Here is a 14,599-nt window from a genome sequence, read left to right as displayed (position 1 = left end):
GAAAACGGGTCAAGAGCGACAACAGTCCCTACTGTAGAGCAAATTCACAGTTAATGGACGCTTGTTGTGTTTCGGAGAGATGAACTTTCGGCGTGGCCACGATTCCGGGCGTTCCTGAAGCGTCATACGCCGTCACACCGAGGTCGATGGTCGTGCTCTCCCCTGGAGCCAGCTCGATCTTGAATTGGGTCACCGGGAACTCGCCGTCGGTAGCCAGTTGCGACGGCAGGTCGACACCGTCCCGCTGGACCCCGCCGGGCATGGATCCCGGAGGCGCGTATACGGCGATGTTGAAACGGAAGTTGCCTGGCGTCACGCCGACCTGGCCGGCACCGGTCACGTAGTCGCTCAGCGTCGATGCCGCATCGGCTGGAGCCATGTTCGTGAGCGTGAGCTGCAATCCGAGCAGCTGACCGTCCGAACCGCACTTCGCGACACCGGTCGTTGCCTGCAGGTCGAGGTAGTAGCCCATCTTGCTGCCGGTGGCGTCGTTGACGTAGACGCCGAAGGTCTGCGGAGCCTGCTCGGCGGTGGGAAGCAGGTCAGTGAGGGTCGTGCCGTCGAGCAGCGCCTGCTCCGCCTCAGCCGCGTTCCAGATCAGCACCCGCCGCTCGGTTCCGGCTTTCGCCAGGGCACCGATGAGCTTGGTCGGATCGAAGTTCCCGGATGCAACCCGGTCGAACACGGTACCCGAGGCCGCGGCGAAGAACGCGTCCTGTTCCGGTCCTGACGGATAGCGGTTGTAGACCTCGCTCAGCAGGAGCTGCGCCGCGTTCTCGGTCGTGAGCTCGTCGCCGGTCGCGAGCGGGATGGGTCCGGTCGCATCGAGCAGGTAGCCGAGGGCGACCGGGTCGATGCTGAGCACGCCGTCGACCCGGGTGCCGAACCGCTGGAACCACATCTCGGAGGCGAGCTCCGCGGAGAGCTGGAACCGCGGCGTGAGCGTGACGTTCTGCATGAAGCGGCCGGTGATGTTGCCATAGATGCCTGCCGTCTCGGTCGGCAGCGGCAGGACCGGCTCGGGGAAGCGTGGGAAGTCGGCCGTCGACGCCTGCTGCAGCAATGAGATCTTTCCGCCGTCCGTACCGATGAGTGCGAGTGCACCCGGGTTGCCGCCGCTCGCCCGCGGCTCGGCCGGGTTCTGGAACAGCACGAGGTAGGTGCGCGGCCCATCGGCTCCGAGCATGGCCGGCATCAGATCGATCGCGCGTCTCGCCGCGTCCACGGTGTCGGCAGTCTCGGTGAGGACGGGTCGGAGCTGGTCGACCGCGCCACGGACCTGGTTGATGAGCGGGCCTTCGTCGATCGTCTGCACCCGCTTGGCGGCACCTTCCAGAGCGTCATCCGCCTTGCGCACGTCCTCCTGTGCATCGACGATCGACTGCAGCGGTACGGCACCATCGACGGGCTTGAACAGCTCCGGACGAAGGGAGCCAGCGAGGTTCACGAGCGGCGTGATGGCACCGACGGCGACATCTTCGGTCGCCCCGGCCAGCTCGCGGACGGCGGCGAGGTTCGGGCCGATCCACGGGATGACCTCAGCGGCTCGCCAGATCGGATCGCTCGTGAGGTCGGCGGCCGATCGCGCATGCGCGGCCAGTTCTCGCGCGGTCGTGCCGGCCGCTCCGGGGTCGTCGGCGACGACCTGCTCGCGAACCGTCTGCGCCAGCGGAACGGCGGCTTCAAGCTCGCCCTTGGCGAGGAAGGCACGCACCCCGATCCAGGCCACCGCTGCGACGACGACGAGGACGAGACCACCGACGATGAGCAGCGTCCTGCGACGGCGCACCTTCAGCCGCTCGTCACGCGCACCCTCCCGACGACGTGCCCGGGAACTGGCGCTCGACCTCCGGCGGGAACTGTCAGCGCGGCTCGGGCCCTCAGACCGTCGAGCGGCGGGGCGATCGCCGGAAGATGAACGACGGTCGTCGGATGGGGACGGCATGGGCGCTATTCAATCACGACGCCTGTTCCACCGGTCACGGCGGTCACACCGAGCACGAGGACCGAGGCGTTGAAGACGATGTGCATCACGATGGCCGGACCGAGGCGCCCGGTGAGCACGGCGGCGGTGCCGGTTCCGAGCCCGACGAGGAATGTTCCGACGCCGGTGACGAGTGCTTCTGACGTCCCACTCACGACCACGAGGTGGAGCGAAGCGAACAGCGCTGCCGAGATCACGATGGCGATCCACGCTGCCCGGCCGGGCAGGCTTCCGCTCATCGATCGCAACAGCAGCCCCCGGAAGAACAGCTCCTCGACGACGGGGGCGATCATCGTCGCCGCGAGCACGGCGACGATGAACGAGACCACGATGAGCGCACTCCCGGTCGGCGCTCCACCACCCGCCGTCGCCGGCAATGAGCCGTAGACGACCACCTCGAGGGCGCTGACGAGGATGCGGAGGACGAGCCCCGCGGCCAGCCCCCAGAGCAGGTCGATCGGTCGAAAGGCGAGGCCGAGCACCGGTGCAGTTCCACGAGGAGCCGGAACGGCGAATCGGGCGAGCAGCACCGCACCGAGGAGGGGGACCCATACGAGCACGTAACCACGGAGGGCGTCGAACGGCTGCGCGATCTGCACCCCTGCCCGCATGGTCACGGCCAAGAGGGCCGCGGCCGCGAGCCCGATGAGCGCGATGGTCAGCCGCGTCCTGGCGCGTCGCGAGTCCGCGCTCGAAGGGGTTCCTGGGTCGTCCGTCACGGTCGCAAAGCTACGCCACGCGTCGACCCGCTGGATCACGACGCTCGGGAACAGCTGACGGTTTGTGGCACCATGGCTCACAACCCCCTCTTCGGGGCCGCCTCGATCCGAGGCGCCATGCTCTCCCCTCTGACTGATCGGATGCCACCGCGTGGAGCTTCGTGACTATCTCCGTGTCCTTCGCAAGTACTGGGTGCTGATCGTCGCGCTCTCCCTGCTCGGGGTGGCGCTGGCGGCGACCTACTCGCTCGTCAAGACGCCCGAGTACAGCTCGTCGGCCAAGGTCTTCGTCTCGACGCAGTCGAGCGACAACGTGCAGGAACTGGCCCAGGGGAACGCGTTCACCCAGCAACGGGTCAAGACCTACGCGGACCTCGTTCAGACGCCGATCGTCCTCCTGCCGGTCATCGCGACGCTCGAACTCAACATCACCGCGGGGCAGCTGTCACAGCAGGTCTCGGCGTCCGCGCCGCTCGACACGACACTGATCGAGATCACGGCGGTGAGCCCGGACCCGGTGCTCGCAGCGGAGATCGCGAACACGACCGCCGAGAGCCTCACCGGTGTGGTCGCGAAGATCGAGACCCCTGAGAACGGGGCATCGAGCCCGGTGAAGCTCACCCGCGTGCAGGAGGCTGACGTCCCGTTTACCCCGGTGAGCCCGAACGTCCCCCTCAACATCGCCCTCGGACTCCTCGTCGGTCTCGCGCTCGGGGTCGGGTTCGCCGTGCTGAAGGAGACCCTCGACACCCGCATCCGGAACGAGCGCGACGTCGAAGGCGTCACGGACATCCCGCTCATGGGCGGCATCGCCTTCGACCCGAAGGCACGGCAGCGGCCGCTCATCGTGCAGGCCGACCCGAAGAGCCCGCGGGCCGAGTCCTTCCGCAGCCTGCGCACGAACCTGCAGTTCCTCGACGTGACGGATCAGCCACGCAGCTACGTCATCACGTCCTCGATCCAGAGCGAGGGCAAGAGCACGACGGCAGCGAACCTGGCGATCGCCCTGTCGGACGCCGGTCACAAGGTCGTCCTCATCGACGCCGACCTGCGGCGCCCGAAGCTCGCGAACTACTTCGACATCGAGGGCGCGGTCGGGCTCAGCGATGTCCTGATCAGGCGTGCGACCCTCGACGACACCATGCAGCCGTGGGGCCGCGGGCTGCTCTCGATCCTGCCGGCCGGTGCCGTTCCGCCGAACCCCAGCGAGCTCCTCGGATCGGTGACGATGCAGAAGCTGATCCGCGGCTTGGAGCAGCAGTTCGACTACGTCCTCATCGACGCACCGCCGCTCCTGCCGGTCACGGACGGTGCGCTCCTCGCCCGTCACACCGGCGGTGCGCTCGTCGTCGTCGCAGCCGGTCGGACCCACAAGAACCAGCTGAAGGGTGCGCTGGAGTCACTGACGCACGTGAACGCCTCGGTCGCCGGCCTCGTCATGACCATGGTGCCGACCAAGGGCCCTGACGCCTACGGATACGCCCGGTACGGCTACGGGGCCGGCTACGGCTACGCCGAGGACGTGAAGAAGTGACCGGTTCCTCCGGAACCCACGAGCGGCCGTTCTCGGTCCTCTTCGTCTGCACGGGGAACATCTGCCGCTCGGCGCTCGGCGCGCAGATCCTCGCGGCGAAGCTCGCCGCGGCCGGCGTCACCGCTGGGGGCCGACCGATCGCCGTCTCGAGCGCGGGCACGGGTGTCGGGCAGGGACTCGAGATGCCGCTGGAGGTCGTCGAGCAGTCCCGCCGGTTCGGCGGATCACCGGAGGGTCATGTCCCCACGGCCCTCGATCGCGATCTCGTGGCCGACGCCGATCTCATCCTGACGGCGACGCGCGAGCACCGAAGTGTGGTCGCGCGGCTCCTCCCCCGAGCCTCGCGTGTCACCTTCACCGTGCCGCAGTTCGCCAGGCTCGTCGTGGAGGCTCCCGCCGTCTCCGACCCGTGGACGCTCGTCGATGAGGTCGCCGCGCAGCGTGGCTCTGTTCCGCCGCCGGAGGACCCTGAGGACGACGACATCGAAGACCCCTACCGCCGGAGCGCGACCACCTACGAGCGTGTGGGCGACCAGATCCACGATCACGTTTCCGTCATCGCGGATCGACTCGCTCAGGCAGGCGACCGAGCGTGACACCCCGGCAGAGCAGGTCGACGTATCGCGCGGGCGATCCAAAGGAATCGTTCTGGGATCGCCTCGGCTCCAAGCGTCGGACGCTGGCGATCATCGGATTGACGCTCTTCCTCGTCGCCGACGTCATCCTCGTCGGGCTCGCGCTCACGGCGAACGGCCGCAGCTCGGACGATGCGACCCAGCGCCCGATTCCCACCTTCGGCGGTACGCCATCAGCCTCCGCGTCACCGGAACCGACCGAGGAGCCTGCTGCCGCCGAGCCGACCGACCGGTTCATCGCTGCGGGGAGTGCCACCGTCATCTGGCGCGCGACGCAAGGAACCTGCGAAGCTCCCGCCGTCGTCGAGCGCAGCGAGGACGCTGGCGTCACGTGGGCAGTGATCCCGACAGCCCAGGCGTTCGACCTCCGCGTCGTCTCCGCCCTCACGGCGACGAGCGAGGACGAAGTGCAGCTCGTCGGTTCAGCCGGTGCAGACTGTGCGGTCGGTGGGTACTCGTCGACCGACGCCGGCGACACGTGGACGTCCACACCCGAGCTGCTCTCAACTGTCGCTTACCAGACGCCGGTCTCGCCGGACGGCTCGACCACCATCGTCATGGCGGGACAGTCAGTCGCGGCACCGTGCCCGGTCATCGAGGCGCTCGCGGCAGACGAGACGCGCACGGTGACGGCCTGCTCTGCAGTCCTCGCCGAGTGGGATGCGTCGAACGGCTCGTGGACGGTTATTCCGTTCGCCGGCATCCATGCCGTCGAGCTGCAGCCGGAACAGATCCTGTTCGCCGCTCGTGGAGTCACCGGTTGCACGGGCCTCGGAGTCCTCCGCGTGCCCGGCACGACCTTGACCCCCGCGTCCGCGCCGGAGAGTGTCGGGTGTGTTGCAGAGGCGGATCTCACCGCGCCGGCCGCGCTTACGTCGGCAGAGGGGGTCAGTTGGCTCTGGGTGGGCGACACGCTCTTCAGCTCTACCGACGACGGCGCCTCGTGGGCCTCGGTGGGGTCCTGAACACCTCGGACCCCACGCGGCTCGTACTTAGGGTTTCCCCTACAGTTGTCGCAAATGAGGCCCGTGTGGGGCACAACCACCAAATAGGGGACAGATGTGGGGCATCTCCACCGCTAGTGTCAACAAGACCGATACAGTCCCGTATCGAAACGCCGCTTTCCTTTTTCGTCATCAGTAGTAATTACGTGTTCCACCACGGAGACCGCATGTTGTCGCAGCCTTCCGTGCCGCTGCCAACGACGCCTGCGAGCACAGCCCCCGCCCCCGCCGTTGCTGGCGCGCGCGATTGGCGACGGGTCTACGCGAACCGTCTCGCGTTGACGGATGCACTGGTGCTCGTCTGGGTGGTCTTCGGGACGCAGCTCGTGTGGTTCGACTTCGACCAGGAAACGACCTCGGTCAACTTCGATGTGGCACGTGTCATCGTCAACTACACGGTCATCTCGCTCGTCCTGATCGGCGCTTGGATGCTCGTCCTCCGGGTGTTCGGCACCCGTGAAGCACGCATCGTCGGCAGCGGCAACACCGAGTACAAGCTCATCGCCGACGCCAGCATCCGCCTCTTTGGCCTCGTCGCCATCGTCGCGTTCCTCTTCAAGCTCGACCTCGCCCGTGGGTATTTCCTCCTCGCGTTCCCGCTCGGCATCCTTGTACTCCTCCTGTCCCGCTGGATGTGGCGGCAATGGCTCTCGGTGCAGCGCGCCCGGGGCAAGTACTCCTCGCTCGTCCTGCTCGTCGGGTCCGTAGACTCGGCCGAGCACATCGCGGCCGAGCTGGGTCGATCGACGGATGCCGGCTACCGCGTCGTCGGCGCTTGTGTTCCGACGGGCAAGGTCGGTGGCACACTCGGATCGACCACGATCCCGGTGTCCGGAACCGTCGACACCGTGCTGCAGGCGCTCGAAGCGACAGGTGCGGACACGGTGATCATCACGAGTTCCGACGAACTCACGCCGGTGCGGGTCAGGCAGCTCAGCTGGAGCCTCGAGCCCGGTCGCCAGCACCTCATCGTCGCGCCGAGCCTCACCGACATCGGTGGACCCCGCATCCACACACGTCCCGTCGCCGGCCTGCCGCTGATCCATGTGGAAACCCCTCGTTACGAGGGACGGAAGCGGTTCTCGAAGCGGTTCTTCGATATCCTCGGCTCAGGCGCGATTTTGCTGGTCGCCTCGCCTATCCTCCTCGTCGTCGCCCTCCTGGTGAAGTTCACCAGCCCCGGTCCGGTCCTGTACCGCCAGGAACGCATCGGCCTGAACGGCGAGCCCTTCAACATGCTGAAGTTCCGATCCATGCGGGTGAACGCCGACGCCGAGCTCGCAGCGTTGCTCGCCCAACAGGGCACGAGCGATCGCCCGCTGTTCAAGGTGCAGAACGATCCACGCCTGACCCGCGTCGGCGCCACCCTGCGGAAGTTCTCGCTCGACGAGTTCCCTCAGCTCATCAACGTCTTCCGCGGCGACATGAGCCTCGTCGGCCCGCGTCCGCAGCGCGAGGGCGAGGTCGCGCTCTACGACTCCGCGGCGAAGCGTCGCCTCATCGTGCAGCCCGGCATGACGGGCCTCTGGCAGGTCAGCGGTCGGTCGGCGCTCAGCTGGGAGGACGCCATCCGGCTCGACCTCTACTACGTCGAGAATTGGTCGCTCATGGGCGACGTCGTCATCCTGTGGCGCACGATCCGGGCGGTCGTCGCACCGGGGAAGGAGGCGCACTAATTGTGTCGCGAACGGACGGAGCTAGATCTCACAGCGGCGATGATGGGAACGGGACCGTATGACTGCCCCAAGCACAGCGCACAGCTACCCCGACGCTCCGGCGATACGACGGGATCGGCCTCACGACCCGAAGTCCGCCGGTGCCGCATTTGAATCGACTTCGCTGTGAACACTAAACGCCCTCGGGTTCTCCACATCGTCGACCGAACTACAGGCGGCGTGCCGGTGGCGGTTTCCGCCTATATCAAAAATAGTCCTACGGAAACAGAGCATTACATCCTGACACCGTTTCAAGCGGACGGAACTCCGCCCTCCGCATTTGACGAGGTCGACGCTACACTCCTCCCTCTTGGACGCGGCCACATTCGCCGCCTTCGCAAAGTCGCAATTGCAGCGAACGCCTTGAATCCGACGGCCGTGCACGCTCACTCAAGTTTCGCCGGTGGCTACACACGACTCGCGTTGAGTAGACGGCAATACCGAATCGTGTACACACCTCACTGCTTCGGCTTCGAGCGAAAGGATTTACATCCCCTCGCGAGATGGGCCTATCGGAGTGTCGAACTACTTCTCGGTCATAACACGACTGTTCTGGCCGCGTGCTCCAGCGCGGAAGCAGCGCTGAGCGAACGCATGGGATCATTGTCCGGAAGAGTCCACTATGTTCCCAATCTTCCATCAGTCAAATCCTCCGAGGGATCAATCTGGACTGAGTCCACTCCACTTCGCGTAGCGATGATCGGACGAATATCAGCCCAGAAGGACCCTCAGTACTTCATAGATCTGATTGGCGAAATCCGCACCCACTTCCCAGTGGATGCCCTTTGGCTCGGCGACGGCGACGTGGCCTTGAAGTCGTTGCTACACCAGGCCGGAGTCACAGTTTCTGGGTGGGTGGACCCCAACAGCCTTCGCCAGGAACTGTCCACGGCACATGTCTACATTCATTCAGCAGCCTGGGAGGGGTTCCCAATCTCCGTGCTAGATGCCCATGCCCTTAATCGTCCGATCGTCGTCAGACCGATTGGTGCATTCGTCGACCTCGACCCCAATGCCAAAACCCCCACGGCAACGAGTGCCCTAATAGATTCTTTGAAGTCTACCGAAAGTTTCTCCAAGTGGACAGCGAATAACCGGTTAATCTGGAGTGACTATCTCAAACTCAATGATTCGAGCACTCAAGCTCTCGCTCTTATATCAGCCTGGGGATTAGAAGCATCCTCAATCGGGAAGGCATCTCGTCCATCGGATATAATCGAAAAATACAACATGAATGGGAACTGAATTGGCTCAGCTAAAAGAGGTAGCGTTCCCAGAACGCATCATTGACCGCCATGTCGGTGGCAACACTACCTATGCGAGGTCCCTCGCCGCGGGGCTCAGCGCACGCGGCGTGCGCGTCGGGCGAATACCGGCGGGCCGTTCCGCGCCGCTGACCGCGCTGTCGGAGACAGTGGCTGGGCTCAAGACCAACGAGCCGGGGAGAATCCTCCACTACAGCGCAGACACCGGTCCGCTTCTGCAGACACGACAACCCTCAGTTGTCACAGTGCACGGTGTCGCGAGCCGCTGGATCAGTACAGCACGCACTCTCCAGCAAGAACGACTATGGCGCTTCCGGGTCCAGCGCGCGATTAGCTCGACTCATGCAATAGTCACCGTCTCCAAGTCGAGTGCGGACGACGTCTCGCACGTGTTTAACGTCGACCCCGCGCGAATAACCACGATCTATCACGGAATTGATGCAGCACGCTTCGACAGCCCAACTTCCATGCCTGATCGGTTGAGGGAGGTTACAGCAGCTCCCTATGTTCTCTACCTCGGCAACATAGAACCACGCAAGAATCTCATCGAGTTGGTCAGAGCATTCAGGGATCCACGTCTGCAACGTACCGGGATTCGCTTGCTCATCGCCGGCAAGCCAGCATGGAATTCGGATGCGGCGATGAGAGAGATTACCGCGGGACCAGCTCACTACCTGGGCTTCGTGAACGACCAGGAACGCAGCGCATTGATGCAAAATGCCATGCTTTTCGCGTTCCCTAGTCTCTATGAGGGATTCGGATTCCCCGTTCTGGAGGCAATGGCTGCTGGAACACCAGTTCTAACTTCAACGCGGGGGTCACTGGCAGAAGTTGCGGGCCCGGCGCTCACCTTCGAAGACTTGACACAAAGCGGCATCTCGGAGGCTCTGGTTGCTGCACTAGAAGATCCGCGAAGTCTGTCGGAGAGTGCCCAGAGGGGTACCGAGTGGGTCACCCGATTCAGTTGGGACGAGAGCCTCGCTGAACACATCAAGGTCTACAGAGGGCTGCTCGAACGATGACCGTTAGCGGAGAAGGGGTAGCCCTGAGAGCTGTGATTCTGAACGCCTACCGTCGCTCGAACGCAGGCGATGGCTTGCTCGTCGATGAGGCGATCGGGCTCGTGCAAGAAGCTCTCCCCGGAGTCACATTCACCCTTGTTTCTATGGAACCGTCCAGCTTCGCGGAACACGGTGCGGGCCTGCACCCCGTGGCGGGAACACGAGAGCGCATGCGACTGACCAACTTGCTAGCTCGTCTCGTCACGGCTAGACCACACCCTACGGTCGCGGACGCGATCAGGAGCGCAGATATCGCGGTGGCAGTTGGTGGAGGCTACATTCGCGGCGACCGTCCATCATCGATGGCCAAAGCCTTCCTGTCCCACATGGTTCAAGCTCCAACCCGGGAGAACAGCACCCCGTACGTCTATCTACCTCAAAGCATCGGCCCGCTGCCAAGTCGGCTGGTGCCGTTTGGAGCAAGTCGCCTACAGCGAGCTCATGCCGTATTTGTGAGAGATGATCGATCTCGCGCCGAACTCGCAGCCCGCGGCATACGAAGCACTCGAATGCCTGACCTAGCAGTGATCGCCATCGGCACATCCGACCTCCAGCGTCGTTTGCCCAACCCAGAATCGCGGCCCGGGCTGATTGCACGGTCGATTGTCGGCAGAGCGCGTTCATACTCGGAGAAGCTCAATGAGCTTGCGGCGCTCATAAATCCAGAGGTACTGATCCAATCAAGTGGCGCCGGTAATGACGACCGAAAGTACTATGACGCCCAGGGCTGGGGTACTGAACACCGCGGGGCCCTCCAAGCCCTTGAGTCACCAGATCGTCCGAACGTAGTTGTGTCTGTGCGCTTACACGGCGCCCTACAGTCGATCTTGGCGGGCGTGCCAGCAGTCCATCTGAGCTATGAGCGAAAGGGATGGGGCGCCTTCGAAGATCTTGGCATTGCTGAGTATGTGCACAATGCGCGGAGTTTTGACCCAAGAACGGTTGCTCGACAAGTTGAACAGCTGAGCCGTGACGCGACGGCGTACTGGGAAGCGATTGAGGGACGTCGTGCAATACTTGCCTCGTCCCGCCCCGAGATTATTCAAACAATCCGCGACGCCGTCCAATGATCGTCGTTAACTTATCCAGTGGGGGCAACCTTGGCTGACGTTCGCAAGATTCTTGTGCATAGTGCGTCGACTACGGCCCAGATCTTTGCTGGCGCAACAACGGCACTGGTCCCGATCACCACCCAAGCGCTAGCCGCGCGGTCGACCCACATCGAAGCTCAGGCAGCTCTCGCTTTGAGTATCGGCGTTGGCGCATTCTTAGCCGCTGTCCTCAGCTCCACGATCCTAGAAACACGGCTAACTTCCAAATTCTCGCAACCTCTTTCCTACGTGCCACGTTGGAGTACAGTTGCCGGCCTTGTCGGATGCGCCGGAATTCTATTGAGCCTATTAACGCCAATTGGCTTGATTCTTGGCACGCCACTGGTGATGACTTCCCTCGCTCTCGGGAGAACTCACGGTGTCATAGCGCACAGATGGAAGTCTGAAAGTCACGCAGGCCTCGCCATGCTCGCCGGTTCGCTTGGAGCGTTGCTGCTCATGTTCTTCTCCTGGCAGCTCGGTATCATATTGCTCACTTTTGGAACCATCTTCGCGATAGTGATTCGTGCGGCGGGACAGCCTACAAAGCTGGTTTCGAGTCCACCGCGAAGCGCCTACGCCAAAGTTGCTTTCGAGACTACCGTGACAGCCAGCGTACCGCTGGTGCTAAATGTCCTGGTGTTTGCTCTGCTTACGAACCCCGAAGCTGTCGCCTTTCGAATGTTGCTTTCGGTACTGGGGGTGTTGCAACCGCTATTGGGTTTCCTGCGGACTCGCCTGCTGGTGTCACGCTCTCCATCGCTGATAGCCGCTCTCAGCTCAGCCAGCCTCGCCGCCCTACTTTGCATTGTGGTCGCCCACCTGTTGGGGCTGTTCACTTTTGTACTAGGATCTGCATGGGGCCAGGTATCTACCGCGACACTCGTGGCGGCGTGCCTCTGGAAGGTCGCCTCCATTCCACCTACAGTGCCGTTCTCGGAACTGAGACGAGGCGGCTATCTCGATGCGCTTCTCCGGCTTCGGATCCTTACCTCCATCTTGTTCATCACCGCTGGCACTGTTTCTCTGTGGCTCGTGCATTCTCTTTTCGGTACCTTCGTCGCTTTGTGCATCACTGAGGCTGTGTGCGCAGTGATCTACTTCGTCGTCGCCGCCCGTGTATCGGATCGTTCACAACAGAAAGACCCACTATGAGCGTGCGCATTTCCGTCGCCATCTCAACCCTCGGACGCCCGAGCATCGGGTCACTCCTCGAGTCCCTGGTTGCACAGAAGCACCAACCGTTTGAGGTGGCAATCGCAGATCAAGGCCCTCAAGGCTTCGTACAGTCGGCAGCGCGACCATACATGTCACTTCTTCAGATCCACATTGTGCCGTCCTCCCGTGGTGTCTCGATCGGGCGCAACGCGGCAGCGGGAGCGCTTTCCGACTGCGACGCGATCTTCTTCACGGACGACGATTGCACCTTGACTCCAGACGTGCTTGCTCTCGGCGCTGAAGAGTTCGAGCGCGGTACGGACGTAATGACCGGTCGGGTCCTCAGCTCGCTCGGCGAGCGCGGACAACCGTCCGTGGCCCGCCGACAGATCCTGAACCGTACTAATGTTTGGCCGATGTCACTCGAGGCGAATATGTTATTCTCCGCGTCATCCTTTCGTCGACTAAACGGCTTCGTCGAGTCCTTGGGTGTGGGCACAAACACGCCGTGGCAATCCGGCGAGGGCACCGAGGTTCTAATTCGTGCCATCGATTCAGGAATGATTGTCGTGCACGACCCCAACGTCCTCGTGGTGGAAGATGCCGAACCAGTAGATCTCCGTCAACTTTCACGGAAGACGCGCCAGTATGCCAGGGGAACGGGACGCGTGTACGCGCTCCACTACTCATTCCGCGAGCATCTCTGGATTTCAACTCGCCCCGTGGCAGGAGCGGTTTTGCGCGCTTTCCAGGGTCGTTTCCGGGAGTCATGGTTGCTGCTCAATGCCGGCATAGGTCGGTTTTCTACTTTGACATCTCGATCTCGCATCGATTCGCCGTCAAGATTTGTCGGTTAGGGGGCCGGCATGAATACTCCTCGCGCGACTTCCACGAGACCATCAGGTGAACCCTTAGCGACCGCGACCATCCGTATATCTTGGCCCTGGTGGCTACATCCGGCATGGGCTCTAGTTCTGCTGACTGGAACTACCGCTCTCGTCTCGATTGCTTTGCCAGCCGATGCTTACGAGACATGGGGTGTGCCCAAATTCTTGGATAGCAGTTCTGCTCTTTTTCTTACGGTCAGCTTCATCGCGCTCTTCGTGGGCATATTTTTCGTCGCAGCAGCGGCGGCGCGAGGTGGCTCTGTCGAGATTGCGTTAGAGGCAAATCAAATCCGATGGCTTCAGCTCGCTTACAGGTACTTCCTCGGCTTGGCACTGCTGGGTTACATCTTCTGGGTCCTGATCGCTATATCTCAGGGAGTACGGTTGGACTCATTGGCAAGCGTGATCGAACGTCAAGCCGGCGCCATTGGGGATCTGAAGGCCGACAGCCGACCCGTTGGCGGAGTCACGACCCTGACTCAATTTGGTCCACTCGCTGTAGTACTCGGATATGTGCTTCGAAAGATCGGTTTCGGAGGCCGTTACTACTATTGGCTGTTCCCTCTAGCTGGTCTGCGCTACATGTTCTACGCAGAGCGGCTTGCGCTCATTGAAGTGTTGGTTCCACTCATCGTGATTGCGGCACTGACAACGGACCACCAGACGCGGGGCGGTCGGTTCATTCGTTGGGCTCCCATTTTTGGCGCCCCCGCCTTGTGGACCCTCTTCGCGATTTCTGAGTACTCGCGTAGTTGGATCTTCTACGAGCAGACTGTCGGTATCGGCTTTCCTGCTTGGGTCAGTCTGCGACTACTGGGATATTACACGACGTCGTTTAACAACAGTGCCCTTTTCCTTTTGCAGACGAATTCTCACGATGTCGTACCGTACTTCACAGTTAGCGGTTTCTGGAATTCACCAGGAATTGAGCAACTTCTGCATCACCCAGGATTCTCGGGGCTCAATCCGGATGCCTGGTGGACATCGATTTTATATTCTAACTCTAATCCAGAGTTCACCAATACCGGGTCCTTTTTAGTTGTCGTGGGCGAGTTTGGTCCAGTTTTGTCCATTTTCTATTGGCTATTGCTAGGCATGGCCATTGGCGCCACATTTCGCGCGATGACTAGAGGTAGCATTCCGGCGCTTATTGCTACTGCAGCTCTTTTCATAAGTATTCTTGAACTACCTCGCATTATGTATTGGAGCTTGGGCCGCTCTGTTCCAGTGATACTTGGTATCCTGATTCTCGCCCTGTGGTTCCCGCGAAACACTGGTGGCCCGCGCGGCACTCACTCTAAGGGTGCCGCCTCGCGAGTAGCGTCACGTGCCGGCGACGGGATGCCTTCGTGATCGCCGCTCCGTCATTCTGTACGCCCTGCTGCAATTCATCGTTATGCTCCATTGGAGTCACTCGGGACCACATCGAGACATAATCCGATGACTCTCAACTATGCGTTGTACACGAGTACACCGCGCTTGTGCTTACCTGCGCCTACGCTTGAGTGCAATGTAACGCTCGATCTGCCCCCCCCCCCCCCCCCCC

12 protein-coding genes are annotated in these 14,599 nt (G+C 62.4%); 10 read left to right on the top strand and 2 right to left on the bottom strand.

Features of this window, described 5'->3' with window-relative positions:
• Positions 1–28: 28 nt before the first annotated feature.
• Together BIU99_RS01920 and BIU99_RS01915 are read right to left on the bottom strand one after the other, a co-directional pair.
• On the bottom strand, positions 29–1,789 hold the full coding sequence (locus BIU99_RS01920) for a DUF4012 domain-containing protein (RefSeq protein WP_175484330.1): 1,761 nt from the start codon (positions 1,787–1,789) through the stop codon (positions 29–31).
• Positions 1,790–1,950: 161 nt separating this feature from the next.
• Positions 1,951–2,703: a CPBP family intramembrane glutamic endopeptidase gene (locus BIU99_RS01915; RefSeq protein WP_139205300.1), complete on the bottom strand. Its 753-nt coding sequence runs from the start codon at positions 2,701–2,703 to the stop codon at positions 1,951–1,953.
• Positions 2,704–2,854: 151 nt separating this feature from the next.
• Between BIU99_RS01915 and BIU99_RS01910 the strand changes: the two genes are divergently transcribed.
• The 10 genes from BIU99_RS01910 to BIU99_RS19600 all read left to right on the top strand — a co-directional run bounded on the left by BIU99_RS01910 (position 2,855) and on the right by BIU99_RS19600 (position 14,406).
• Positions 2,855–4,237, top strand: a complete 1,383-nt coding sequence (locus BIU99_RS01910; RefSeq protein WP_071258939.1) for a polysaccharide biosynthesis tyrosine autokinase — start codon at positions 2,855–2,857, stop codon at positions 4,235–4,237.
• Positions 4,234–4,833: a hypothetical protein gene (locus BIU99_RS01905; protein ID WP_071258937.1), complete on the top strand. Its 600-nt coding sequence runs from the start codon at positions 4,234–4,236 to the stop codon at positions 4,831–4,833. The genes BIU99_RS01910 and BIU99_RS01905 overlap by 4 nt, the downstream gene beginning before the upstream one ends.
• Positions 4,830–5,837 carry a hypothetical protein gene (locus tag BIU99_RS01900; protein WP_071258935.1) on the top strand — a complete coding sequence of 336 codons (1,008 nt, stop codon included), beginning with the start codon at positions 4,830–4,832 and terminating at the stop codon, positions 5,835–5,837. The genes BIU99_RS01905 and BIU99_RS01900 overlap by 4 nt, the downstream gene beginning before the upstream one ends.
• Before the next feature lie 317 nt (positions 5,838–6,154).
• Positions 6,155–7,552 (top strand): sugar transferase, encoded by a 1,398-nt coding sequence (locus tag BIU99_RS01895; protein WP_371263734.1) that lies wholly within the window; start codon positions 6,155–6,157, stop codon positions 7,550–7,552.
• Between the two features lie 165 nt (positions 7,553–7,717).
• Positions 7,718–8,836: a glycosyltransferase gene (locus BIU99_RS20395; RefSeq protein WP_083397132.1), complete on the top strand. Its 1,119-nt coding sequence runs from the start codon at positions 7,718–7,720 to the stop codon at positions 8,834–8,836.
• Positions 8,826–9,878 carry a glycosyltransferase family 1 protein gene (locus tag BIU99_RS19250; RefSeq protein ID WP_083397131.1) on the top strand — a complete coding sequence of 351 codons (1,053 nt, stop codon included), beginning with the start codon at positions 8,826–8,828 and terminating at the stop codon, positions 9,876–9,878. The genes BIU99_RS20395 and BIU99_RS19250 overlap by 11 nt, the downstream gene beginning before the upstream one ends.
• Positions 9,875–10,987, top strand: coding sequence for a polysaccharide pyruvyl transferase family protein (locus BIU99_RS19245; RefSeq protein WP_083397130.1), 1,113 nt, complete (start codon positions 9,875–9,877; stop codon positions 10,985–10,987). Before BIU99_RS19250 ends, BIU99_RS19245 begins: the two co-directional genes overlap by 4 nt.
• Positions 10,988–11,434: 447 nt before the next feature.
• Positions 11,435–12,163 (top strand): hypothetical protein, encoded by a 729-nt coding sequence (locus BIU99_RS01890; protein WP_071258933.1) that lies wholly within the window; start codon positions 11,435–11,437, stop codon positions 12,161–12,163.
• Positions 12,160–13,023: a glycosyltransferase family 2 protein gene (locus BIU99_RS19240; protein ID WP_083397129.1), complete on the top strand. Its 864-nt coding sequence runs from the start codon at positions 12,160–12,162 to the stop codon at positions 13,021–13,023. Before BIU99_RS01890 ends, BIU99_RS19240 begins: the two co-directional genes overlap by 4 nt.
• Before the next feature lie 183 nt (positions 13,024–13,206).
• Entirely contained in the window at positions 13,207–14,406 is a 1,200-nt protein-coding gene (locus tag BIU99_RS19600; protein WP_139205299.1) for a hypothetical protein, read from the top strand.
• Positions 14,407–14,599: the final 193 nt, after the last annotated feature.

The organism is Plantibacter sp. MMLR14_011 (assembly GCF_001865025.1).
GTDB lineage: Bacteria > Actinomycetota > Actinomycetes > Actinomycetales > Microbacteriaceae > Plantibacter > Plantibacter flavus_A.
This window is presented reverse-complemented; position numbering and strand designations above follow the sequence as displayed.